Source organism: Geobacter sp. 60473 (genome assembly GCF_036323535.1).
GTDB lineage: Bacteria > Desulfobacterota > Desulfuromonadia > Geobacterales > Geobacteraceae > Geobacter > Geobacter sulfurreducens.
The window spans coordinates 1,488,772-1,510,835 of sequence record NZ_AP028967.1; the positions used below are offsets into that span (position 1 = coordinate 1,488,772).

Consider the following 22,064-nt stretch of genomic DNA (forward strand, 5'->3'; position numbering starts at 1 on the left):
GTCTATTCCACCTCGTTTCCGAGTGGGCGGACTTCCATGCGGGCCAGAAGTTTTTCGTGGAATTCACGGGCAGAGTGATAGCCCATGCCCTTGAGCAGGTGGTTGCGGGCCGCCACTTCGATGATTGAGGTAAGGTTGCGGCCCGGACGGACGGGAATCTTTATGTGGGGCAGCTCCACGTCAAGGATGGCATACACCTCGTCATCCAGACCGAGGCGATCGTACTCCTGCACAGGATCCCAATCGACGAGCTCGATCACCATGTCTATGATCTTCTTTTCGCGGATGGAAGAGACGCCGAACAGGTTCTTGATGTTTATGACCCCGAGCCCCCGGATCTCCATGTGATGCTGGATCGCTTCGGCTGCCTGCCCCACCAGCGCAGCCGGCATCTTCTTCTTGACATACACCACATCGTCAGCCACCAGGCGATGTCCCCGGATCACGAGATCAAGGGCGCACTCGCTCTTGCCGATACCGCTCTTACCCAGGATCAGCACCCCTACCCCCAGGACATCAACCAGTACGCCGTGAATGTGAGTAGTAGGGAGAAGTCGCTCTTCCAGAAATTTCGTGATCAGCGAAATGAAGGTTGAGGACTGGTGCGGCGTCACCAGCAGGGGAATCCCGGCCCTTTCCGCTTCTGCCTTGAGAAAACCGGGCGGGTCGAGTCCCTTGGTAACGATAAAGCAGGAGATGGGGTAGCTGCAGAGCTTCTGGATGTGGATGAGTGCCTGCTGTTCCGAAATTTGCCGGAGATACGAAATCTCCGTATTGCCGAGCACCTGGACCCGATCGGGATGCAGATGCTCAGTATAGCCGGTAAGGGCGAGCCCCGGCTTCTGAATGCGGGAACTGTGAATGCGGTGCCCCACACCCGCGCCACCGGCGAGCAGCGCGAGTTCGAGCCCGTACTCCGTATCGTCGAGAAGATCCTGAATAGCGAGACTGATGCTGTTCAACGGTGGTTTTCCTGGGTGCGGAACCGTGCCGGCCCGCGCCGGTAACCGGGAAAGTACACATCCGGCGAGTTGTCTGGCAACTCGCCGGATGATGTGAATCCCCGCAATGATCGACTCACGATGGCCGGACTTACCAAATCTCCATACTCCCGGCCGCCGACAGGGTCAGCCTACTTGCGCTGGGGCTCGATGAGACCGTAGTTGCCGTCCTTCCTGCGATAGACAACGTTGATGGCCTCAGTGGCTGCGTCGGTGAACACGAGGAAATCCTTGTGCAGAAGATCCATTTGCATCACAGCTTCTTCCACGGACATGGGCTTGATGGAGATGGTCTTGCTCCTGATCACGACGGGTTCGGTCCGTTGCTCGATGCTTTCGGCCGTAACGACGCTCTTCTGAATTTCCAGTGCCCGATTGTCGGCGGACGGCTTGTGCTCCTTGAGCCGCTCCTTGTAGCGGCGAAGCTGGCGCTCGATCTTGTCGATCACCGCATCCAGCGCGGCATACATGTCATTGGTTTCTTCGGCAGCTTTAATGGTAACCCCCTTGGCGGTGAGCGTCACTTCGGCAGTGTGACGGATTTTTTCCACCGTGAGGAATACCTGAGCGGTAATCGGCTCGTCGATATATTTCTTTACCCTCTCCAGCTTTTCAGAGGCGTAGCTCTTAAGGGCCTCGCTCTGCTCCATGTGTCTGAATGTCGTCGTAATCTGCATGACTTCCTCCTTGCTGTAATGGCCGCGTTCCGGGACCAACCGTCCTTCGTGGTCTTTACTGTAATCAAAGCACGAAATGACGATCCTTCAACCCGGAACATCGAAAGAATAAATGAAAATGGAAAGGGTCAAAAATGACGTTTACGCTCGGATGATGAGCCGATTTTCAACATCTCGCGATACTTTGTGACGGTTCGCCGGGCGATATTGATGGTGTGTGCCGAAAGCAATTCGGCAATACGCTGGTCGCTGTACGGCTTCCGGGGATCCTCGGCGTCGACGATTTCCTTGATCTTGTTCTTGACGCTCTCTGAAGCGATGAAGTCTCCTTCGGTGGTTGATATACCGCTGTTGAAAAAATACTTCATCTCGAAAAGTCCCTGGGGGGTCTGCATGTACTTGTTGGTGGTGACGCGGCTGATGGTCGACTCGTGCATGCCGATATCCTCGGCTACGTCCCTGAGCACCAGGGGGCGAAGGTATTCTATCCCGCGGTCGAGAAACTCACGCTGGAACTTCACAATGCTCTTCGCAACCTTGTAAATGGTTCTCTGCCGCTGGTGGATGCTCTTGATGAGCCACATGGCGGAGCGGGACTTTTCGCTGATGTACTCCTCGGCCTTGGCGTCGACAGCGGCACCGTTCTTGATCTCGCCGGCATAAAAGGGGCTGATTCTCAGATTGGGAAGGCCTTCGTCATTAAGCACGACGACATAGTCGTCAGCGATTTTATAGACAAAGATATCGGCCGAAATGTAGTGGACATCTTCGGAGCCATAGACGCGGCCCGGTTTCGGGTCCAGGCCGGCGATAATCTTGGCGGCCATCAGGATGCTGTCCACGTCGACCCCGAGAGACTTGGCAATTTGTTTGTACTTGCGGGTCTCCAGGTCGTGGAGGTGATTGCGGAGGATGCCGTCCACAACGCTCCCCGCCATGCCGAGTTGTTCCACCTGGATCAGGAGACATTCCCTCAGGTTACGAGCCCCCACCCCCATGGGGTCGAACTCCTGGATCTTCTTCAAGGCCGATTCCACCACGGATTCGCTTACGGAGCATGCCAGGGCGACTTCCTCAACCGTGGCGCGCAGGTAGCCGTCTTCATCCATGTTGCCGATAATCTCCGCGCCGGCCCGCGCCTCTTCATCGCTCAACTTGGTCATATTGAGCTGCCACATGAGATGATCGGCAAGGGTTCCTTTACGGGTCAGGATGTTTTCATAGGAGGGACGGTCTTCATCATCATAGTACTGCTCGCCGGAACTGTAATTGTAACCCTCAAGGTAGCTGTCCCAGTCCGACTCGCGGGTCTCTTCCCCCGTGGTGACCTCGCGGAAATCCTGTTCAGCCGGAGCAGGAGCATCCTCCTTTTCGGAAAGTTCGACCAGGTCCTGTTCCTTGACCTCTTCAGCCTCCAGAGACTCTTCCAGAAGCGGATTCTCTTCCATCTCCTGGCGGACCAGATCCTGAAGCTCCAGCCGTGACAGCTGGAGAAGTTTGATGGCCTGCTGCAACTGGGGCGTCATCACCAGCTGCTGGGTCATCTTCATTTGTTGGCGCATTTCAATGGCCATACATAATACACCTTTGAAGGAAGATCCGGCTGCAGAACCGGTTGGCACCCCTTCGGCAAGGGGTTGTTCACCGGAATCCGGCCGCCGTTAGAGTCTGAATGATTCGCCCAGGTAAATCTCCCGGGCTGTCCTGCTTTCGGCAATAGCGACCGGGTCGCCGTGCTCTATGACTTCTCCGGAATTCATGATGTAGGCGCTGTCGCATACACCGAGGGTCTCGCGCACGTTGTGATCCGAGATCAGAATACCGATGCCGCTCTCCTTGAGGGCCGTGATGATCCCCTGGATATCGATGACCGCGATAGGGTCGATACCGGCGAAGGGCTCGTCGAGAAGGATATACGACGGATTCGTTGCGAGGGCGCGGGCGATTTCGACCCGCCTCCGTTCGCCGCCGGAAAGGGAATAGCCCTTGCTCCGCGCGATGTGGCTTATCTTGAACTCGACCAGAAGCTCGTCGGCCCTCTCCCTCCGTTCGGACGGCGAGTAATCCATGGTCTCCAGAACCGCGAGCAGGTTCTCCTCAACTGTAAGCTTGCGGAATACTGACGGCTCCTGGGGGAGGTAACTGATGCCGCGCCGCGCCCGCTGGTACATGGGCAGAGCCGTGATGTCCTCGTCGCCGAGAACGACCTGTCCGTCGTCGGGACGGCAGAGCCCCACAACCATGTAAAACGTGGTCGTCTTGCCCGCACCGTTGGGGCCCAGCAAGCCAACGACAGTGCCGGGTGCCACCAGGAGATCGACACCATTAACCACCGTGCGCTTGCCGAATGATTTTTTCAGGCCGTATGATCTGAGGGCCGTTTCAGCGCTTGGTGCCGCCATTCTTCCCCTTATCCGTCGGATGGATGACAGCCTCGACCCGGGAATCGCCACCACCGGTCACGACGCTCCGCTCTTCGTTGACAAAGTACGTGATGACCTTGCCGGAGATCATGTTTTCTCCCTGATACACCTTGGGTTCACCACTCAGGACGATCTTCTGCTCCGCATTGTAGTAAACCCCCTCCTTGGCCGTGGCGAGCCGGTTTCCCTGGACGATCTTAACGTTGCCGACCGCCTCGACCTTCTCTACGTCTCCCCCGTCATCACGGTAGTGAACAATGAGACGATCGGAGTAAATGGTCAGATCGCCCTGCCTGGCCGTGACCTTGCCGCTGAACGTAGCGGTCCGATTACGACTGTCGGCGGAAAGTTCGTTGGATTTAACAGTTATCGGCTGCCCCCCCCGACTGGCCGGTAACGGTCCGGCAACGGCCATCGCCGTTACGGTCAGCAGGAAAAGCGCGGAGATGATCGTCCGCTTCATTTCAATCCTTTGGGGCGGGCGCGATGGTAGCCCGCACATCGTTCAGTATCCGCAAGGTGCGGGTCGGGACGAGAAACTCCATTCCAACCCCTTCAACGGTAAACCGGGCATCCCGGAAGCTGACGCGGTCATCGGTTACCACAAGCTGACGCGACGCCCGGTAGGACGCCCTGCCGGTCGTAAACTCCATGCCGGACGTGCTTCGGGCATGTATGTTTCCCGTAAGCGTCACGTCTTTGGTGGCGTTGAAGTACTCGGCCTTGTCCGACCTGAGGGTGATCTCACCCGTCTTGCCCGTGCCGGGAAACACGATCCGCACCCCTGTCAGGAATGTCACGTCGCGTTGCCGGTCATATTCGCCCCTGTCGGCATAGAGGTCCCACTTCTTTACCCCCTCCCGCGTTTCGGCGTAATGAAGGGTCTTCAGTGAGAGATCTATGTTGCGGGGCAGCGTGGGCAATCCCGCCTCTTTCTCGTTGCCGCCCACCAAACGAATGGCAAGCGACGCCACGAGATAAAGCGTCACAAGGATAATGACAACGGCAAGAATGTGCCTGATTTTACTGGTCTTTACCATAAAAACAGGGGCAGTATACCATCTCCCCCTTACCCTGTAAAGGAATATCAATATTTCGAGCTAGTTTTGGCACAAAGATTGTAGTACTAGCAGCTCATATTCCGTAAATCCGCGACAGTAGCCGCAGAAGCTCCTACGGGCCTGCCCTCGTCAGAGTGCCTTTCACCCTCGAATATCTCATCAAAACGGCCGGCAATGTTTCGGAAGGCTCTGAGGATTGCCGGATCGAAGTGCCCCGGCATGGTCCGACCATCGCCTTCAAGAATGATCCTGCACGCGGTTTCATGGTCATAAGGCGGCTTGTAGACCCGGGGACTGCGCAGGGCATCATACTGATCTACGAGCATGACAATGCGTCCTTCCACGGGAATATTCTCCCCCTTCACCCCATAGGGATAGCCCGTTCCGTCCCACCGCTCATGGTGACAGAGGGCAATCGACTCGGCCATCCGAAGCATACCGTAGGACGAACCCTGAAGGATGCGCGCCCCGATTACCGTATGAGTGCGAATTGTTGCGAATTCTTCACTGGAAAGGGGTCCCGGCTTAAAGAGAATAGAGTCGGGGATGCCGATCTTGCCGATATCGTGCATGGCGCTCGCGAGCGTGATTGTATCGACGAATTCATCGCTCATGGTCAGTTCGCGCGCCATATGATTGGCATAGAGTCCGATCCGGGAAATGTGGGCACCGGTGTCCTCATCGCGAAGTTCCGCCGCTGCGGTGAGACGCTGCACAACCTCCTTGCTCATGTTTTTGAGCATCTGAAGGGTGTCGGCCAGCTCGCCCGTCCGCTGCTTGACTGTGTTTTCCAGTTCGGCCTTGTAGTTCTTTTCAATCTTAAGCAGTCGGTAATAATTGATCCCTTTCTCCACGGCGTGGAACAGATAGAGCGGATCATAGGGCTTGATGATGAAGTCGAAAGCGCCCTGCTTGATCGCTTCCACCGCCACGGACAACTCAGCATAGCCGGTCATGAGAATCACCGGAACATCCGGATTGGACTTCCGAATAGCCCCCAGGACTTCGATCCCCGTCATCTCGGGCATATTAATATCGGTAATGACAATATCGACACCGCCGCCGGAGAGACGATGCACGGCATCGGCCCCCCGGCCGAAAGGATGCACGACATAGCCGTAGGCAACAAGAAGCGCAGACAGGCTTTCGAGCACGTAGGGATCGTCATCAATGACGACTATGGTTCCATCGTGTCGCTTTAGCATGGTGGTTGCTCCTTACGAAAGGATGGACACGCTCCGGTGCCACCCTTCCGGAGAACACGGGGCTGATAATGGGAGATACTCTCTTTTCGGACAAAACAGACGGGGCTTTAGGCGCAGGGATACCGAAGGGTGAGCTTCAGGAGAAGAACATGATGAATACCGCTCTAGCGGTAATAGCGCGCGGTAATCTCGTCCCACTTTCCCTGGGCCCTGAGAAGGAGATCGCAGACCTCGCGAACGGCTCCCCACCCGCCACGATTGCGGGTGGTGAAATGCACAAACGGCAGCACTTCCGGGACGGCATCGGCGGGTGCGGCGGCAAACCCGACGCGCCGCAGCACCGGAATATCGATCACATCATCACCCACAAAAGCGACCTGTGAGTCATCCAGGCCGGTGGCGGCGAGAATCTCCCCGTACGGTGTCAGCTTATCGATGGCTTTTTGATAGAGTATGGGGATATCCAGCTCGGCAGCCCGGTTGGCAACTACCACCGACTGGCGACCCGAAATAATCCCGACCTGGATTCCCGCCCGCTGAATCATCTTGATTCCGTGACCGTCCTTGACATTAAAGAACTTGCTCTCTACTCCATTGGAGTCGAAGATGATCCGGCCATCGGTCATGACGCCGTCCACGTCGAGCAGCAGCAACCTGATCCCGGCAAGGCGTCCGTCCATGAGCTCCTTTTCCCCGGCGGTCATGCCAACCCCGCCCGCAACAGGTCATGGAGATGAATGACCCCCACCGGTCGGTTGTCGGCCGTATCATCAAAGACGAACAGAGACGTTATGGAGTGGGACTCCATTACCTGAAGAGCCTTGGCTGCCAACTCGGAGCGATTGATTCTCTTGGGATTGCGGGTCATGATCTCTCCTGCCGGCTGATTCAGGATATCGACCCCTTTGCCGAGAGAGCGCCGCAGATCACCGTCGGTGACCACCCCTACCAGCGCGCCGTCCTCCGCGCAGACGCCGGTAATACCGAGTCCTTTGGCCGTGATGACAAACAGGGCATCACGAATCGGCGTGGCGGCATCCACCAACGGCACGGCATCGCCCGAATGCATCAGGTCCTCTACCGTGAGGAGGAGTTTCTTCCCCAGGGAGCCGCCCGGATGGAACAGGGCAAAATCTTCGGGCCTGAACCCGCGCTCGACGAGAAGAGCCACCGCAAGGGCATCACCCATGGCAAGGGTTGCAGTGGTGGATGCGGTGGGAGCCAGGCCGAGGGGACAGGCCTCCTCGGTCACCGAAATATCGAGAAACACGTCGCCGGCCTTGGCAAGCGTGGATGAGGGGTTGCCCGACATGGAGACGAGGGCTGCGCCGAGCCGCTTGATGATTGGAAGAATGCGCACTACCTCTTCGGTTTCGCCGCTGTTGGAAATGGCGATGACCACGTCCCCTTTCATGATCATCCCCAGGTCGCCATGGACCCCTTCCGCCGGATGGAGGAACAGGGCCGGCGTGCCGGTGGATGCCATGGTTGAGGCTATTTTCTGGCCGATGAGCCCTGATTTCCCCATACCGGTAACGACAACCCGGCCACGGGTGTCGAGAATGAGGCGCACCGCCCTTTCAAACTCGCCGTCGATGGTATCGGCAAGGCGCGTGAGTGCTTCTGCTTCAATTCGTATGACTTTTCGTGCTTCTTCGAGAATCATCATGCTTCCGTTTCAGTAGCCGGCCACTGACAGGTCCGGGATCTATTTCACGATGGCGTCTATTGCCTTCAGCTTCTTGAGCAGTGCGGGCAGGTCGTCAAGTCTCACCGAGTTGGGGCCGTCACACAGGGCCTTTTCGGGGTCTTCGTGGACTTCCATGAAGATGCCGTCGACGCCGGTGGCAACCGCGGCCCGGGACAGGTACTCCACGAACTCGCGCTGACCGCCGGATGAACCGCCCTGGCCGCCGGGCAGTTGAACGCTGTGGGTAGCGTCGAAGACCACCGGGAAGCCGATACGGCGCATGATGGGAAGGCTCCGCATGTCGGATACAAGATTGTTGTAGCCGAACGTTACCCCGCGCTCCGTCAGGATGATACGCTCATTGCCGGTTGACAGAATCTTGCCGACGACGTTCTCCATGTCCCATGGGGCCATGAACTGGCCCTTCTTGACATTGACCACCCGGTTGGTCCGGCCGACTTCCACCACCAGGTCGGTCTGGCGACAGAGAAACGCAGGAACCTGGATGATGTCGAGCACCTCGGCGGCCGGCTTTACCTGCTCGATTGAGTGGATGTCCGAGACGACCGGGATGCCGAGGGAGTCTTTCACCTTCTGGAGAATGCGCAACCCCTCCTGCATGCCTGGGCCGCGAAACGAGGTAACCGACGTGCGATTCGCCTTGTCATAGGATGCCTTGAAGACAAGCGACACGGATACGCCGTTGCAGATGGTCATTAGGCGCTCGGCGCAACGCAGGGTTGCCGCCTCATTTTCGATCACACAGGGGCCGGCGATGAGCACCAGCGGCCGGTCGCCACCAATCTTTACGGAACCTATGGTAATTTCCCTGGTCATGCAAACCTCTTATCTGTGGTGATAGGCTGACAGCCTATCGCCTTTTGTCCTTCCGATCAAGGGCGGCTGCGATGAATGCCCTGAACAGAGGGTGGGGGTTAAGCGGCTTCGACTTGAATTCCGGGTGGAACTGGCAGCCGAGGAACCAGGGATGGTCGGCGACCTCCACAATCTCCACCAGATCCCCTTCCTTGTAGAGTCCCGAGACGACAAGGCCATTGGCCACAAGGGTATCACGGAAAGCGTTATTGTACTCGTAGCGGTGACGGTGACGTTCGGATATTTCCAGGGACCCATACGCTTTTTGGGCAAAAGTTCCCTTGGTGAGGCTGCAGGGATAGGCACCGAGCCGCATGGTGCCGCCCAGCCGGTCGATGTCGCGTTGCTCCTCCATCAGACTGATGACCGGGTTGGCGCAATCAGGACGGAACTCGCTGGAACAGGCATCTTCGAGCCCGCAAACGTTGCGGGCATACTCAACCACCGCCATCTGCATGCCGAGACAGATGCCGAAGAAAGGAATCTTTTGGGTGCGGGCGTACTCGATGGCCTTGATCTTGCCCTCGGTTCCCCGCTCGCCGAACCCTCCCGGCACCAGGATGGCATCGATGTCGTCGAAGGAGCTGCCGATCCCCTCGCTTTCGATCCGCTCGGAGTCAAGATAGGTGAGGACCACCCGGCAGTCGTTGGCGATCCCGCCGTGGGTAAGGGCTTCTGACAGGGACTTGTACGACTCGGTAAGATTGACGTATTTGCCGACGATGGCAATGCGGACCTCTCCCCGCAGGGGTGAACGGAGTTTCTCCACAACACTGTGCCAGGGGCTGAGATCAGGCGCCTTGGTCCAGATGTTCAGCTTTTCTACCACCTGCTCGTCAAGACCTTCCTTATGAAGCGCCAGGGGTACCGCATAGATATGTTCCGCATCGGTAGAGGTGATGACCGCCTTCTCTTCCACGTTGCAGAACAGGGCGATCTTGGCCTTCATGTCCCGGGGCAGCTCCATCTCGCAACGACAGATGAGGATGTCGGGCTGGATACCGATCTCGCGCAGCTCCTTGACGGAGTGCTGCGTCGGCTTGGTCTTCAGCTCACCGGCCGTCTTGATGTGGGGCACGAGCGTCACGTGGATGTAAAGAACGTTCCCCGTCCCCCGGTCCGCCTTGAACTGTCGGATCGCCTCCAGGAACGGGAGCGATTCGATGTCGCCGACGGTTCCCCCGACCTCCACGATGGCCACATCGGCCCCTTTGGCGTTCTCCAGGATCTTGTGCTTGATCTCGTCGGTGATATGGGGAATAACCTGCACGGTCCCCCCTAGATAATCGCCGCGCCGTTCCTTCTCGATGACCGAAAAATAGACCTGGCCCGTGGTGAAATTGCTCCGTTTGGAGAGCCGGGCGGAGGTGTACCGTTCGTAGTGCCCCAGATCCAGGTCGGTCTCGGCGCCATCGTCGGTGACAAAAACCTCGCCGTGCTGGAACGGTGACATGGTGCCGGGGTCAACGTTGATGTAAGGGTCCAGCTTCTGCATGGTTACCCGCAGACCGCGGGACTCCAGCAGCGCCCCGAGCGACGCCGAGGCAAGCCCTTTGCCGATGGAGGACACAACGCCACCGGTTACGAAGATGAACTTGGTTTTCATGCACACTCCTGAGTCAGATTATTTCAACTTTTCGAGAACCTTTTCCAGGTCGTTGGGGGTGTCGACGCCGATCGACTCGTGCGCTGTTTCAACCACCCTGATCCGGCAGCCGTTCTCCAGCGCCCGGAGCTGTTCGAGTTTTTCCGCCAACTCGAGGGCGGTGGGTGGCATTTTCGCAAACTCCATAAGGAAATCGCGCCGATAGACATAGAGCCCCACGTGCTTGTAGCAGAGCAGCCGCCCCGATGCAAAGGACTCGTCTTTCAAGTCATTCCACTTGTCCCTGAAAAAAGGAAGCGGCGAGCGGGAGAAGTAGAGCGCATACCCCTCCAGATCGGTCACAACCTTCACGACGTTGGGACTCAGAAAGTCGTGGAGCGTCCGGATTCGGCTCTTGAGGGTACCCATACGAACGGCAGGATTCTCCGCAAGCGGAGTTATCGCCTCGTCGATCATGGCGGGCTCAATGAGCGGTTCATCACCCTGGACGTTCACGATGATCTCGGCCCCGATGCGCGAGGCCACCTCGGCAAGACGATCCGTTCCCGTCTCGTGGTCCCGGGAGGTCATTTCGACCCTGCCGCCGAAGCCGCGGACCGCCTGGGCGATCCGGTCATCATCCGTTGCCACGACAACCTCGGACACAAGACGCGCCCGGGCGGTCCGCTCATACACATGCTGAACCATCGGCTTGCCCGCAATGTCGGCCAGAGCCTTGCCGGGAAAGCGGGTCGACGCGAAACGGGCGGGGATTATGGCGGTGATGTTCATACGAAGTCCCATTCACATACCTGCACTCGCCCTGAACGGCATGCGCGAACGCCACGCACCCTTCGGGGGGGGCGAAACGTGCAACTTGCTGAAATAACGTTACCGACGAGATTGTCCGAGTGAAGGCAAGAGATGTACTGCAGAGTGTGTCCCTTTCGGCAGGTGGGACGTACTACGCTACCGCAAAGGCAGGGACGTGTCAAGGAGTGAAATGCGTTGCCCGGGGCGCATCAGCTCTGATAGAGTGCCGTCATCCCCCTCATGCGGAGACCGGTCATGCCCCCCATAACCATCGGCCTCATTGCTGCCATGCCGGACGAAACCCGCCCCCTGCTGCGTCGTTTGCATGCGGCAACATTGCTTGCACAACAGCCCTTTCCCCTCTGGCGCGCACAGATGGGTGATGCGGATATCTGGCTGGCCCAGTCGGGCATGGGGCCGAAGCGGGCTGAATCAGCGGCGGCGCGGTTTGTCGAGATGGCCTCCCCCGACGTTATCGTTTCATTCGGATTCGGAGGCGGCGTGCTGCCGGGATTGTCGGTCGGCGACCTGGTGATGGGAACCGGGTGCCTGCACTATGACGGTAGGGATTTTACCCCCGTAGCCGGCATAGACGCCCCGCTTGCCGGTGATGTCATGAAGGCCCTGGCACAGCGCACCCCCCTCACGGTGACCTCCGGCACCATCATCACCTCCGGGGCAATCCTTGCCAAACATCTTGTCGCACCGCTGATTCCGGCCGCGGTGACATCACCGGTGCTTGACATGGAAACAGCCTCAGTGGCGGACATTGCCGCCCGGCACGACATCCCCCTCCTGGCACTGCGGGCCATTACCGACGATGCGGGAGAAGAGTTCGGCTTTTCGCTGGACGAATTTACCGATACCGAGCTGAATATCAAGCCGCACCGGGTCGTGACCACCTTGCTCCGAAAGCCCTGGATCCTGCCGCAACTCATCAGACTGGCGCGCTCGTCGAAGCGGGCCGGCGAACTGCTGGCCTCGGCTGTCCTCGAACTCGTCGAGGTGCTGCCCGCCACAACCCGCCGTACCCCCTCCTACTCTTTTGTGCAACGCCCCGAGACGGCGGACCAGGGATAATCCCGCAGATGCTCGACCAGTTCCTCCTTCCGGTAGCGGTTGGTTCGGCGCACAATAGTAACTATTGCTATGGAACCCGCCAGGACGTAGATGAGTATACCGGTCAGTGCCATGAGGTGCTCACCGAGCCATAGAGTCACTGCCAGATTGAAGACGAGCACCGAGAGATAGAGAATCGGCCCGTAGAGTGAACGCAGGGGCGGATTGGCCACCCCGGCGGGCTTCCCCCCCTTCCCTTCGCACCACAGATCGATCCGCTGCAGGACGAACACCATGATCACGCTCACGACCCACCATCCCACGTAATTCGAGATCGGAACACCAAAATGGATGCCGGGCTCCCGGTATCCGTAAATCTGGCCCAGGAACCACCGATATCCCTGGAGGGCCACCGGATCAATGATAATATCGAGAAAGACCTGAAACAGGGCGCCGAGAAAGAGAACGGCAAAGGACCCCCTGATGGACCGTGATTCGAGTGTCACGATATCCCACCGCCACGCCCTGATCGGCGAAACCACGAACAAGGCGGTGGCATAGCTGCAGTAAGCGAGAAACACGTAGGAAAGGGAGTCGAAAAACGGCACCCCGGCGATCCACAACTCACGATCGCGGGTCGTATCGATGTAATAGTACCAGCCGTAGGGGATTCCCGTGTTGATGGAACTGAATTCGGATGCGAATGAAATCAGATAACCGGCCGCGGTGAACAGCAGAGTTTTACGCCAGCCGAGGTGCGGCACCGCTGCCACCAGGTACGCTGCAAAAAAGGCAAATACATAGGGCCGCATGGTCACGGTTCCCAGCGCAATCCGCAGAACATCCTCCATATATCCTCCTGACGAACAAACGCGGAACCGCACCAAACGGCTCCGCGCTCATATTGTTACAGCATTGATTCAACTGTTAGCCGCTAAAACAGCGTACCGACTACACTTCCGAGCACCGAGATCGGCCCCGAATCGGAGAGCCCGTCTGCTGCCTTGTCCAGTTTCTTCATGGCGGCGGCGGTATCACGGTAGAGCTTGTCGTCGTTCACCAGCTTGCCAAGAGTGCCTTGCCCTTCGTTGATTTTGCGCGCCACGTCACTGATGTTTCTGGATGCGTCACGCAGCTCGTTGTAGAGAGTTTCGTCATTAACAAGCTTGCCGACGCTTCCCTCGCCCTTGTTGATCTTGGCGGCGATTTCCTTGATATCCTTTGCGCCGGCGTTCAACTCGGTCAACGCTCCCTTGGCTTCGACATATAGCGTATCCTCGTTTACCAGTTTGCCCAGCGAGCCCTCGCCCCGCTCTATCTTCGCGGTGACGGTCTTGAGGCTCGTGGCGAGCTCGTTGGTGTTGTGATAGAGGGCCTTGTCATTCAGAAGCATTGCGAGAGACCCTTCTCCCCGGTCCATCTTTGCGGTGATACTGTTGAGATTCTGGACCGCACCTTTGAGGTTCCCCCTGTTCTCGTCAAGCATGGTCGAGATTTTTCCCAGGACCTCGTTCTGGTTGGTATTCAGATCATTGAGGAACGTCCGCGCATCCTTGGTCAAGTCGCTCACGTTGTCGACAATGATATCGATATTGGCAATTTCCCGACTCTTTACCTCGGAGCCCGGTGCAAGAATATCGGCGGTCTGAGTACCGAAGGAAATCCCCAGAAACTGCCCCCCCAGAAGGTTCGTCAGGCGGATGGTCGCCACCGAATCGGTTTTGATCCGGGTCCCGGGTTTGACCTCGAAACCGACCTTCACCCTCCCGTCCTCAATATCGATCCGGGTAATCTTCCCGACCTCAACGCCGGCCAGCCGAACAGGGTCACCCACCTTGAGGCCGGTGGTGCTCGAAAGATAGGTCACATAGGGAATGTTCTTCTCAAAGGGGTTCCACCGTTCGCCCAATTCGAGCATCACCCCCAGGACAACCAATCCGGCCATGAAGAAAAAACCCACCTTCTTTTCAGTCGACAACGCCATGAACTCTCCTCCCCATCACCCGACAGGCCGTGCTACTCCTCTTAGCTACATCAGAATCCTGGTAAGGAAATAATCTGCCACCAGAATCAACATGAACGACAAGACCACGGCCCGGGTCGTTGCCTGCGCGATGCCCCGGGCTCCACCGCTGGTCTTGAATCCCGTATAACAGGCAACGAGCGCGATGATCCCGCCGAAAACCGTTGCCTTCACCAGGCCGGCCCCCACCTCCTTCAGCTTGAGGGCCGTCTTGAGACTATCGTAATACGTCGAGTAGGAAATGAATATCTTCGGATGGAGATGGCTCATGATGGCCCCCCCCACAATCCCGACGGCATTGGCGAAGATGACCAGAGCCGGTACGCACACGAGGCAGGCAATGAGCCGCGGCATCGCCAGGTAGCGCACAGGGTTGATGTCGAGGGTCTTGAGCGCGTCGATCTCCTCATAAACCTTCATCACGCCGATCTCCGCCGCCATGGCCGAACCCACCCGGCCGGCAACGAGAAAGCTGGTCATTACCGGCCCCAGTTCGCGTACCATGGAAAGCCCCACGATGCCGCCGATGATGTTCTGGGTTCCGTATTTCTGAAGTTCAACGCCGGTCTGGAGCGCCAGGACCATCCCCACGAAAAAGGCCATGACCGACGCAATGGGCACGGTCTCATAACCAATGATCGCCATCTGGTTGAAAATGCTCGGCAGGTTCCGGGGAGCCTCCCGGAAAAACCAGACCGTTCTGCCGAGCAGCATCAGCATTTCACCCAATACTTCGTGAAAGGACAGAACTCTCCTGCCAACTCGATCAAACATGCCCATCAGGGTTCATACCTCGCCTCGATACGGGTTTCGCCGGGAGGCGCCACTCCCAGTACCTCGTGGCTGTTTTCCGTCCATTCCAGGTCGAAGGGCAACCAGAGCAGACGGAGCATCCTCTTGTCGCCAGACGAACGGTAACGCACGAAACCTTTCAGGATCGACACGTCGGAACTTTCGCCCCGGGTGCGGTACGTGAGAAGCGGGAAAACCTCATATGCCACGTCATTGCCCCTTTTCTCATGCCAGTAAAGGTTCCAGAGAAAGGAAACAGCCGAATCGCCGCTATCGTTCCACTTCTGGATATAAAGACGCCAGAGTGGCGCCCAGTTCTGCTCGATGCCCTCGCGTGGCGTCAGTGGCTCCAGCGGAGCCGGGAAGCTGAAACTCTTCACCCCCCGCTCGTTGCGGTGGAACGTGAACAGCGGCCAGAGCGCCGTAGTTCTTCGCTCCGCGCCATCAATCGGCCATCGTTCGATGCTGTCGGAGTAAAGGAAAAACAGAAGGCGGTCCCGATCGCGGCAGTAGGTGTCCGATGTGATCTCGTCATGATTGAACAATGGCCAGAGATACCACTGCTTGGCCGACTCCCTGGTCTGTTCGCGGGAATAGAGCGGCAAAAAACGATCGACTTCCCGCTGCTCCCCCCGGGCGGTCATTATGAAGGGCCACAGATAATAGCGTTCCTCCTGACCGGTCGCGTGATTGCTGGACCATCCGGCAAACGGCCAGAGATACGAACGCGACGATAGACGGGGCGACTCCGTCGATGCGTAAAAAGGAAACATTGTGAGTCGCTCGGTCGGGTTTTCCGTATCGAGACCGGTGCGCTCCTTGAGGTACAAGGGCCACAGCGCGAACTGCTTATCATAGCGCCCTTCGCCGATCGACCTGCCGTAAAGGGGCCAGAATTGCCAACCGGATTCATCTTGTCCCTCGATGGTGGCAAAGAACGGATAGAGATAATGACGCGTTGTAGTTCCCTTTGCAACGGTGCGGCCGTACAGGGGAAAGAGCACATAGTGTATCTCGTCCCGGAAAAGCCGATTGTACAGCGTTCCATAGAAGGGAAAAACCGACGTGTACGTGCCGTGCTCACGGGACTCCCCCCTGATATAGAGGGGGAACAGCATGGAATTGTTCTCTGCCTCGCCCGGCTCATCCTTGCGGAACTCATTCACCTGAAAAAGCTGGAGCACCTGGAGATTCCACTGTTCCGGCGAACTGGTGACCGAAGCCAGGGGATAGATGATGCTTGTTCCGACGCTCTCGTTCCGTTCCACGGATGTACGATACACCAGCGGACGAATGGCCGTCACCGTCTCATCCCCCTGACGCTGGATCTTGACCAGGGGACCGAGGACCGACAGGTTGCTGAACTCCTCGGCCGGACTTTCCCGGTAGTCAATCAGGGGCCAAAAGGTGAATATCGTCCCTTCCCTCCCGTCGCCATCGGCGGCCCGGAGCGGCGATGCCGCAATTATTGTTACCAGGGTTGCCAGAAACAGGAGACGAAAGCACTTCACGTATAATCCGCCGTGTCAAAATAATGTATAGACAGCTTTAATACCCTCGGCAACCGAGGGAGTCAACAGAAAAGACCCCAGTCCGCACGAACAGAAAAAAAGCCCGCGTGCGGCGGGCCTTCAAAAAAGTTGAATCTGATGCAAAGTAACGATGTTCAATACTTGCTGTCGGCGTAGTCAACCCAGCCACCGGCAAGGACAAGTGCCTTGTCGAAGGGTGATATATCGAAGGAGTGTGTTTCCGACGTGCCCCCCCCCGAGATGGTGAGCGTTTGTCCTGCCACATCAATGGAGATGGCTGCGTCAGCGCAGCCGGCATAGGTGAACAGCCTCTCGATCGTATCGGCGGAGAGTTCAATGGCAGCCATGCCGCAGTTGAACATGTTCTGGCGGAAGATCCGGGCAAAGGACTCGGCAATCACAGCTGTAATGCCGTTCACCTCGAACACCCACGGCGCGTGTTCACGGGATGAGCCGCACCCAAAATTGGCCCGGGAGACAACGACACGCGCAGCCTTCGTCTTTTCCCCCTTGGGATCGAAACCAGGCAGCTTCAGATCTTCCAGGATATAGGGCTTGAGGTCTTCCTTGGTGATCTCGGTCAGATACTTGGCCGGAATAATCTCGTCGGTATTGATATCAGAGCGGTCGAGAAAGAGCACGGGGCCGCCAAACTGTTTCATCGGTCTGTCTCCTTGCTGGGAATATGGACGCTACAGATACTTCCGGGGATCGGCTATCTTACCCTCGATAGCGGTTGCAGCACTCGTTGCCGGAGACATGAGGTGGACCACCCCCCCCTTGCCCATCCGCCCCATGAAGTTACGGTTTGTGGTCGATGCGCAGACTTCTCCTTCGGCCAGGACGCCGTTGCTCATGCCGAGGCAGGCACCGCAGGTGGGATTGGTCACACAGAAGCCGGCTTCCATGAAGATATCGATCAGCCCCTCACGCATGGCATCCTGGTAGATCTTCGGCGTGGCGGGAGAGAGTATGCCGCGAACCGTGGGAGCGATCTTCTTTCCCTTGAGAATGCGTGCGGCAATACGCAAATCCTCCAGCCGGCCGTTGGTGCAGGAACCGAGATAAACCTGGTCCACAGGGGTACCGGCAATTTCAGAGACCGGCTTCACCTGGTCCGGCTTATAGCCAAATGTGACGATGGGTTCCAGACTCGACACATCAAAATCGAGCACCTGCTCGTAGACGGCGTCATCGTCGGACCGCCACAGGCTGAATGCCTCAAAGGCGGCCTCCCGGGACTGGTACTCATCCTTGATGAAGGGCCAGAGGTAATCGACCGTCACCATGTCAGGCATACAGATACCCGAGGTGCCACCCGCCTCGATGGCCATGTTGCACAGTGTCATCCGCGACTCCATGGTCATGGTGTCGACCACCGGTCCGCGGAACTCCATTACCCGGTCGGTTGCCCCGTTCACACCAATCCTGCCGATGACATGGAGGATTACGTCCTTGGCATACACACCTTCAGGCAGAGAGCCGTTCAGGTTGATGCGGAGCGTTTTCGGCTCGCGGAAGGCGCAGACTCCCTTGAGAATGCCGACCTCGAGATCGGTGGTGCCGATGCCTGCCGCAAACGCGCCGAACGCTCCGTGAGTACAGGTATGTGAATCACCCATGATCACCGTATAGCCGGGCCGGATGAACCCCTTCTCGGGGAACAGCGCGTGACAAACGCCGTTGGCTCCCACGTCGAAAAAGTCCACGATGCCGTGGCGCCGCGCCCAATCGCGCAACATCTTCGCCTGGGTGGCCGTCTTGGAGTCCTTGCTGGGGGTCACGTGATCAATGACCGCCTTGATCTTTGTCGGGTCGAAAACCCGGTCCTTGCCGCGCGCCATCAGATCGGCAATGGCGATGGGCGTGGTGATCTCGTGACACATCACCACATCGAGCCTCAGCACCTTGGTGCCGGCAAAGGGTTCATCAACCAGATGACTGGCAAAAATCTTTTCCGCAATAGTTTTCCCCATTTCGAACTATCCTCGCGTCTAACATGATGGAATGTGGTGCCAATGTAAACAAACGGGGTTTATAAATCAATGTAATATTTGTTCGACACGGTTTAACATTTGCTTGCACCACAGCAGGCGTGCTAGGATACGCAAATTTTTCACGGGGAGACGTCTGCGAGACATGGAACTGAGATTTACACGTACCAACGGCGAAATCGACACACTCATCGACACCCTTATGGAGAAAGCCGGAACCATCCATCACCCTGCCCTGATACGTGAAATGATCATTTCCGCTCTCAAATCGGGCCAGGAAACAAGTTATCCCGCAGACCTCAAACTGCTCAACAACACCATGAAGGAGATGCGCTACACGACCAACGTGTTCGCCCCCTACCGCACCAGCCGGAAAGTGACCATCTTCGGCTCGGCCCGCACGGAGCCCCAGGAACCGATTTACCAGACCTGTGTCCGTTTCAGCCGGAAACTTGCAGACAAGGGGTACATGATTATCACCGGCGGAGGCCCGGGTATCATGCAGGCGGGGAATGAAGGCGCGGGCAGCGACCGCTCTTTTGCCGTGAACATCCGCCTTCCCTTCGAGCAGAAGCCCAACCCCGTGATGCTCCAGAATCCGCGGCTCATCAATTACAAGTACTTCTTCAACCGCAAGGTCGCCTTTGTCAAGGAGTCGAACGCCATCGCCGTTTTTCCCGGAGGCTTCGGCACGCTTGACGAGGCCATGGAAGTCTTCACCCTCATCCAGACGGGCAAGACCTCTCCCAAACCCCTTGTTCTCATCGACGACAGTGACGGTTACTGGGATCGCTGGTTCGATTTCGTTACCTCGTGCATTCTCGGCAAAGGGTTCATCTCTGCAGAGGACTTCTCCATTTTCACCATCACCCGCGACGAGGACGAGGCCATCAGGGTCATCGAGGAGTTCTACCGCAACTACCACTCCCTCCGCTTCTTCGAGGAGCGGCTCATCATCCGGCTCAACAAAGAGCTCACCCGTGAACAGATCGATGAGCTCGAAAATGAATTCCCCGAATTGCGCCTGCCGGGCACCCGCATAAGCTGCTGTCCACCACTCCCCGAAGAGGCTGACGAGCCCGACCTGCTGAAACTGCCTCGCATCTCGCTCCAGTTCGACCATCAACACTACGGGCTCCTTATTGCTTTCATCAGAAAAATCAATATGTTTTAACACTCAGAATCCATCCATGAAGCGGGGCAAAATTTTGTTGACAGGATGAATTGCCAGTGTTAGTGTAATAATGCAGCAAGTTTCGGAAGTTGTTGCAGCCCTTGAAAACTGAGCAAAGTCCCCTCGACTCTCGCGGTTTTCCTGCCTCAAAACTCCGGAAACTTAAGCAGCATCCCCACGAAGTCCGGCACAGATCCGGAGGCACAAAGGAGGTAGGACAATGGCTATCGGAAGAGTTAAGTGGTTCAACGACGCCAAGGGTTTTGGTTTCATCGAGCAGGACAATGGCGAGGACGTGTTCGTACATTTCTCCGCCATCCAGCAGGATGGTTTCAAGTCCCTTGCCGAGGGTGAGCAAGTTTCCTTCGACGTGGTGAATGGCCCCAAGGGGCTTCAGGCAGCCAACGTCAAGAAGGCCTAAACAAGGGCCTCATAGCTTAACCGACAAAAAGCCCGCTGGTTCATCCAGCGGGCTTTTTGTGTTTCATCGCGTTATGGCGCTGCAATTGGCGACGACCGCTGCTTACGCGCGTACACAACGTAACACAGCGGTCGCACCGTTGATTACAGGCTCTCCGGTGCCCGCTCCTTCTTGAAATGAAGACGGTTGAGGGCGTTGATGTAGGCTTTTGCCGATGCCTCGATGATGTCGGTGGATGAACCGCGGCCGACCACCGTCTCATCACCGTCAACGAGGCGCACTGTCACTTCGCCCTGGGCATCGGTACCACCGGTAATGGATCCTACATTGTACTGCTGGAGCCGGGCCTTGGTTTTGGTGAGCTTTTTGATGGCCTTGAGCGTGGCATCGACAGGACCATCCCCCAACTCTGCAGTACGCACGGCGACCCCGTCGATCTCCATCTGCACTGTCGCTGTTGCCACCGCAAACGATCCGCAGGTCACCGTGATATGCGCCAACCGATACTTTTCGGAGGGGCGCATAACTTCATCCGCCACTATGGCGTCCAGATCTTCGTCGAAAACCTCCTTCTTCATATCCGCAAGAGCCTTGAACCGTTCAAAGGCTTTATTCAGATCTTCGTCGCTCAACTCATAGCCCAGTTCGGTAAGGCGCTTTTTAAAGGCGTGGCGACCGGAATGCTTGCCGAGGACCAGAACATTGGCCCGGAGCCCAACCGATTCCGGGGTCATGATTTCGTAAGTGGACTTTTCCATCAGGACCCCGTGTTGATGGATACCCGACTCGTGAGCAAAGGCATTGGCGCCGACAACAGCTTTATTGGGCTGAACGCCAATGCCGGTGATGGTGGAAAGGAGCCTGCTGGACGGCACAATCTGGTCCGTAGCCACATTCGTCTTGAAGGGGAGGATGTCGTGGCGGGTCCGGATTGCCATGACAAACTCTTCAAGGGAACAGTTGCCTGCACGCTCGCCAATACCGTTGATGGTGCACTCCACTTGGCCCGCACCCGCCTGAACCGCGGCAATAGAGTTGGCAACCGCCAGACCGAGGTCGTTGTGGCAGTGGACGGATATGACCGCCTTCTCGATGTTGGGAACGTTTTCCTTCAGGTATTTGATGATGTTGAAGTATTCAAAAGGAATGGTATAGCCCACCGTATCGGGGATGTTCACGGTGGTCACCCCCGCATCAATGACCGCCTCTACCACCTCGGCCATGAATTTCAGGTTGGTTCGTACGGCATCCTCGCAGGAAAACTCCACGTTGGGGGTGTACGACTTGGCCCTCTTCACCGCCTTGAGCGCCGCATCCAGTACCTGGGACGGGGACATTTTCAGCTTGTGCTTCATATGGATGTCCGAGGTGGCAATGAAGGTATGGATACGCCCCTTCTCGCCAGCATACTTGAGGGCTTCCCAAGCCCTGTCTATATCCTTGTCGTTGGCGCGACACAGGCCCGCAATCTCAGGGCCCTTAATGGTCTGTGCAACCCGCATGACCGCTTCAAAGTCACCCTCCGACGCGATGGGAAAACCGGCTTCAATGACATCAACGTTCAGTTTTTGGAGCTGTTTGGCAACCCTGAGTTTTTCCTCGATGTTCATGCTGTTGCCGGGAGACTGCTCACCGTCACGCAGTGTTGTATCGAATATCTTGATGGTCTTCTGATCTGCCATGACTTACCTCCTCATTGGTGTTAGATGTTTCATACCAGCTGCACCGGTGAATGCAA

22 protein-coding genes are annotated in these 22,064 nt (G+C 57.2%); 3 read left to right on the plus strand and 19 right to left on the minus strand.

Features of this window, described 5'->3' with window-relative positions; translation table 11 throughout:
• Positions 1-2 precede the first annotated feature (2 nt).
• The 12 genes from hprK to kdsB all read right to left on the minus strand — a co-directional run bounded on the left by hprK (position 3) and on the right by kdsB (position 11,310).
• Positions 3-962 carry an HPr(Ser) kinase/phosphatase gene (hprK, locus tag AABA48_RS06835; protein ID WP_286352441.1) on the minus strand — a complete coding sequence of 320 codons (960 nt, stop codon included), beginning with the start codon at positions 960-962 and terminating at the stop codon, positions 3-5.
• A gap of 170 nt (positions 963-1,132) precedes the next feature.
• Positions 1,133-1,678, minus strand: a complete 546-nt coding sequence (gene hpf, locus AABA48_RS06840; RefSeq protein ID WP_286352440.1) for a ribosome hibernation-promoting factor, HPF/YfiA family — start codon at positions 1,676-1,678, stop codon at positions 1,133-1,135.
• 128 nt (positions 1,679-1,806) lie between these two features.
• On the minus strand, positions 1,807-3,252 hold the full coding sequence (gene rpoN / locus AABA48_RS06845) for an RNA polymerase factor sigma-54 (protein ID WP_324310009.1): 1,446 nt from the start codon (positions 3,250-3,252) through the stop codon (positions 1,807-1,809).
• 87 nt (positions 3,253-3,339) lie between these two features.
• On the minus strand, positions 3,340-4,080 hold the full coding sequence (gene lptB / locus AABA48_RS06850; protein WP_338271225.1) for an LPS export ABC transporter ATP-binding protein: 741 nt from the start codon (positions 4,078-4,080) through the stop codon (positions 3,340-3,342).
• On the minus strand, positions 4,061-4,564 hold the full coding sequence (gene lptA / locus AABA48_RS06855) for a lipopolysaccharide transport periplasmic protein LptA (protein WP_286352437.1): 504 nt from the start codon (positions 4,562-4,564) through the stop codon (positions 4,061-4,063). The genes lptB and lptA overlap by 20 nt, the downstream gene beginning before the upstream one ends.
• A gap of 1 nt (position 4,565) precedes the next feature.
• Positions 4,566-5,141, minus strand: a complete 576-nt coding sequence (gene lptC / locus AABA48_RS06860; RefSeq protein ID WP_338271226.1) for an LPS export ABC transporter periplasmic protein LptC — start codon at positions 5,139-5,141, stop codon at positions 4,566-4,568.
• Positions 5,142-5,227: 86 nt separating this feature from the next.
• Entirely contained in the window at positions 5,228-6,367 is a 1,140-nt protein-coding gene (locus AABA48_RS06865; protein WP_286352435.1) for an HD domain-containing phosphohydrolase, read from the minus strand.
• Between the two features lie 164 nt (positions 6,368-6,531).
• Positions 6,532-7,047 (minus strand): KdsC family phosphatase, encoded by a 516-nt coding sequence (locus AABA48_RS06870; RefSeq protein WP_324310635.1) that lies wholly within the window; start codon positions 7,045-7,047, stop codon positions 6,532-6,534.
• A gap of 20 nt (positions 7,048-7,067) precedes the next feature.
• Positions 7,068-8,033, minus strand: coding sequence for a KpsF/GutQ family sugar-phosphate isomerase (locus tag AABA48_RS06875; RefSeq protein ID WP_324310633.1), 966 nt, complete (start codon positions 8,031-8,033; stop codon positions 7,068-7,070).
• Between the two features lie 42 nt (positions 8,034-8,075).
• Positions 8,076-8,894 (minus strand): 3-deoxy-8-phosphooctulonate synthase, encoded by an 819-nt coding sequence (gene kdsA / locus AABA48_RS06880; RefSeq protein WP_324310002.1) that lies wholly within the window; start codon positions 8,892-8,894, stop codon positions 8,076-8,078.
• Between the two features lie 34 nt (positions 8,895-8,928).
• The gene (locus tag AABA48_RS06885) at positions 8,929-10,539 is read right to left on the minus strand and encodes a CTP synthase (RefSeq protein WP_286352433.1); all 1,611 of its coding nucleotides are present in this window, start codon (positions 10,537-10,539) and stop codon (positions 8,929-8,931) included.
• An 18-nt stretch (positions 10,540-10,557) separates the two neighbouring features.
• Positions 10,558-11,310 (minus strand): 3-deoxy-manno-octulosonate cytidylyltransferase, encoded by a 753-nt coding sequence (gene kdsB / locus AABA48_RS06890; protein ID WP_286352513.1) that lies wholly within the window; start codon positions 11,308-11,310, stop codon positions 10,558-10,560.
• 276 nt (positions 11,311-11,586) lie between these two features.
• On the opposite strand from kdsB, the gene AABA48_RS06895 reads away from it, so the two are divergent.
• On the plus strand, positions 11,587-12,411 hold the full coding sequence (locus tag AABA48_RS06895; RefSeq protein ID WP_286352432.1) for a phosphorylase family protein: 825 nt from the start codon (positions 11,587-11,589) through the stop codon (positions 12,409-12,411).
• Here the strand turns inward: AABA48_RS06895 and AABA48_RS06900 are convergent.
• The 6 genes from AABA48_RS06900 to AABA48_RS06925 all read right to left on the minus strand — a co-directional run bounded on the left by AABA48_RS06900 (position 12,369) and on the right by AABA48_RS06925 (position 18,713).
• Positions 12,369-13,241 carry a carotenoid biosynthesis protein gene (locus AABA48_RS06900; RefSeq protein ID WP_286352431.1) on the minus strand — a complete coding sequence of 291 codons (873 nt, stop codon included), beginning with the start codon at positions 13,239-13,241 and terminating at the stop codon, positions 12,369-12,371. The two genes, AABA48_RS06895 and AABA48_RS06900, sit on opposite strands and share 43 nt — an antisense overlap.
• An 83-nt stretch (positions 13,242-13,324) precedes the next feature.
• The gene (locus tag AABA48_RS06905; RefSeq protein WP_286352430.1) at positions 13,325-14,374 is read right to left on the minus strand and encodes an MlaD family protein; all 1,050 of its coding nucleotides are present in this window, start codon (positions 14,372-14,374) and stop codon (positions 13,325-13,327) included.
• 45 nt (positions 14,375-14,419) lie between these two features.
• Positions 14,420-15,193 carry an MlaE family ABC transporter permease gene (locus tag AABA48_RS06910; RefSeq protein ID WP_286352429.1) on the minus strand — a complete coding sequence of 258 codons (774 nt, stop codon included), beginning with the start codon at positions 15,191-15,193 and terminating at the stop codon, positions 14,420-14,422.
• Complete coding sequence (locus AABA48_RS06915; RefSeq protein ID WP_286352428.1) at positions 15,193-16,716, minus strand: hypothetical protein; 1,524 nt, start codon at positions 16,714-16,716, stop codon at positions 15,193-15,195. Before AABA48_RS06915 ends, AABA48_RS06910 begins: the two co-directional genes overlap by 1 nt.
• Before the next feature lie 155 nt (positions 16,717-16,871).
• The gene (locus AABA48_RS06920; protein ID WP_286352427.1) at positions 16,872-17,399 is read right to left on the minus strand and encodes a 3-isopropylmalate dehydratase small subunit; all 528 of its coding nucleotides are present in this window, start codon (positions 17,397-17,399) and stop codon (positions 16,872-16,874) included.
• A gap of 30 nt (positions 17,400-17,429) precedes the next feature.
• On the minus strand, positions 17,430-18,713 hold the full coding sequence (locus tag AABA48_RS06925) for a 3-isopropylmalate dehydratase large subunit (protein WP_286352426.1): 1,284 nt from the start codon (positions 18,711-18,713) through the stop codon (positions 17,430-17,432).
• Positions 18,714-18,876: 163 nt separating this feature from the next.
• On the opposite strand from AABA48_RS06925, the gene AABA48_RS06930 reads away from it, so the two are divergent.
• Together AABA48_RS06930 and AABA48_RS06935 are read left to right on the plus strand one after the other, a co-directional pair.
• Entirely contained in the window at positions 18,877-19,905 is a 1,029-nt protein-coding gene (locus AABA48_RS06930) for an LOG family protein (protein WP_286352425.1), read from the plus strand.
• A 220-nt stretch (positions 19,906-20,125) separates the two neighbouring features.
• The gene (locus tag AABA48_RS06935; RefSeq protein WP_010942550.1) at positions 20,126-20,326 is read left to right on the plus strand and encodes a cold-shock protein; all 201 of its coding nucleotides are present in this window, start codon (positions 20,126-20,128) and stop codon (positions 20,324-20,326) included.
• A gap of 143 nt (positions 20,327-20,469) precedes the next feature.
• Here the strand turns inward: AABA48_RS06935 and AABA48_RS06940 are convergent, their stop codons facing one another.
• The gene (locus tag AABA48_RS06940) at positions 20,470-22,008 is read right to left on the minus strand and encodes a 2-isopropylmalate synthase (RefSeq protein ID WP_286352424.1); all 1,539 of its coding nucleotides are present in this window, start codon (positions 22,006-22,008) and stop codon (positions 20,470-20,472) included.
• Positions 22,009-22,064: the final 56 nt, after the last annotated feature.

Coding starts and splice junctions, on each gene's coding strand:
- hpf (WP_286352440.1), bottom strand. CDS start 1,678: ATGCAGATTACGACGACATTCAGACACATGGAGCAGAGCGAGGCCCTT.
- rpoN (WP_324310009.1), bottom strand. CDS start 3,252: ATGGCCATTGAAATGCGCCAACAAATGAAGATGACCCAGCAGCTGGTG.
- lptB (WP_338271225.1), bottom strand. CDS start 4,080: ATGGCGGCACCAAGCGCTGAAACGGCCCTCAGATCATACGGCCTGAAA.
- lptA (WP_286352437.1), bottom strand. CDS start 4,564: ATGAAGCGGACGATCATCTCCGCGCTTTTCCTGCTGACCGTAACGGCG.
- lptC (WP_338271226.1), bottom strand. CDS start 5,141: ATGGTAAAGACCAGTAAAATCAGGCACATTCTTGCCGTTGTCATTATC.
- AABA48_RS06865 (WP_286352435.1), bottom strand. CDS start 6,367: ATGCTAAAGCGACACGATGGAACCATAGTCGTCATTGATGACGATCCC.
- AABA48_RS06870 (WP_324310635.1), bottom strand. CDS start 7,047: ATGGACGGACGCCTTGCCGGGATCAGGTTGCTGCTGCTCGACGTGGAC.
- AABA48_RS06875 (WP_324310633.1), bottom strand. CDS start 8,033: ATGATTCTCGAAGAAGCACGAAAAGTCATACGAATTGAAGCAGAAGCA.
- kdsA (WP_324310002.1), bottom strand. CDS start 8,894: ATGACCAGGGAAATTACCATAGGTTCCGTAAAGATTGGTGGCGACCGG.
- AABA48_RS06885 (WP_286352433.1), bottom strand. CDS start 10,539: ATGAAAACCAAGTTCATCTTCGTAACCGGTGGCGTTGTGTCCTCCATC.
- kdsB (WP_286352513.1), bottom strand. CDS start 11,310: ATGAACATCACCGCCATAATCCCCGCCCGTTTCGCGTCGACCCGCTTT.
- AABA48_RS06895 (WP_286352432.1), top strand. CDS start 11,587: ATGCCCCCCATAACCATCGGCCTCATTGCTGCCATGCCGGACGAAACC.
- AABA48_RS06900 (WP_286352431.1), bottom strand. CDS start 13,241: ATGGAGGATGTTCTGCGGATTGCGCTGGGAACCGTGACCATGCGGCCC.
- AABA48_RS06905 (WP_286352430.1), bottom strand. CDS start 14,374: ATGGCGTTGTCGACTGAAAAGAAGGTGGGTTTTTTCTTCATGGCCGGA.
- AABA48_RS06910 (WP_286352429.1), bottom strand. CDS start 15,193: ATGGGCATGTTTGATCGAGTTGGCAGGAGAGTTCTGTCCTTTCACGAA.
- AABA48_RS06920 (WP_286352427.1), bottom strand. CDS start 17,399: ATGAAACAGTTTGGCGGCCCCGTGCTCTTTCTCGACCGCTCTGATATC.
- AABA48_RS06925 (WP_286352426.1), bottom strand. CDS start 18,713: ATGGGGAAAACTATTGCGGAAAAGATTTTTGCCAGTCATCTGGTTGAT.
- AABA48_RS06930 (WP_286352425.1), top strand. CDS start 18,877: ATGGAACTGAGATTTACACGTACCAACGGCGAAATCGACACACTCATC.
- AABA48_RS06935 (WP_010942550.1), top strand. CDS start 20,126: ATGGCTATCGGAAGAGTTAAGTGGTTCAACGACGCCAAGGGTTTTGGT.
- AABA48_RS06940 (WP_286352424.1), bottom strand. CDS start 22,008: ATGGCAGATCAGAAGACCATCAAGATATTCGATACAACACTGCGTGAC.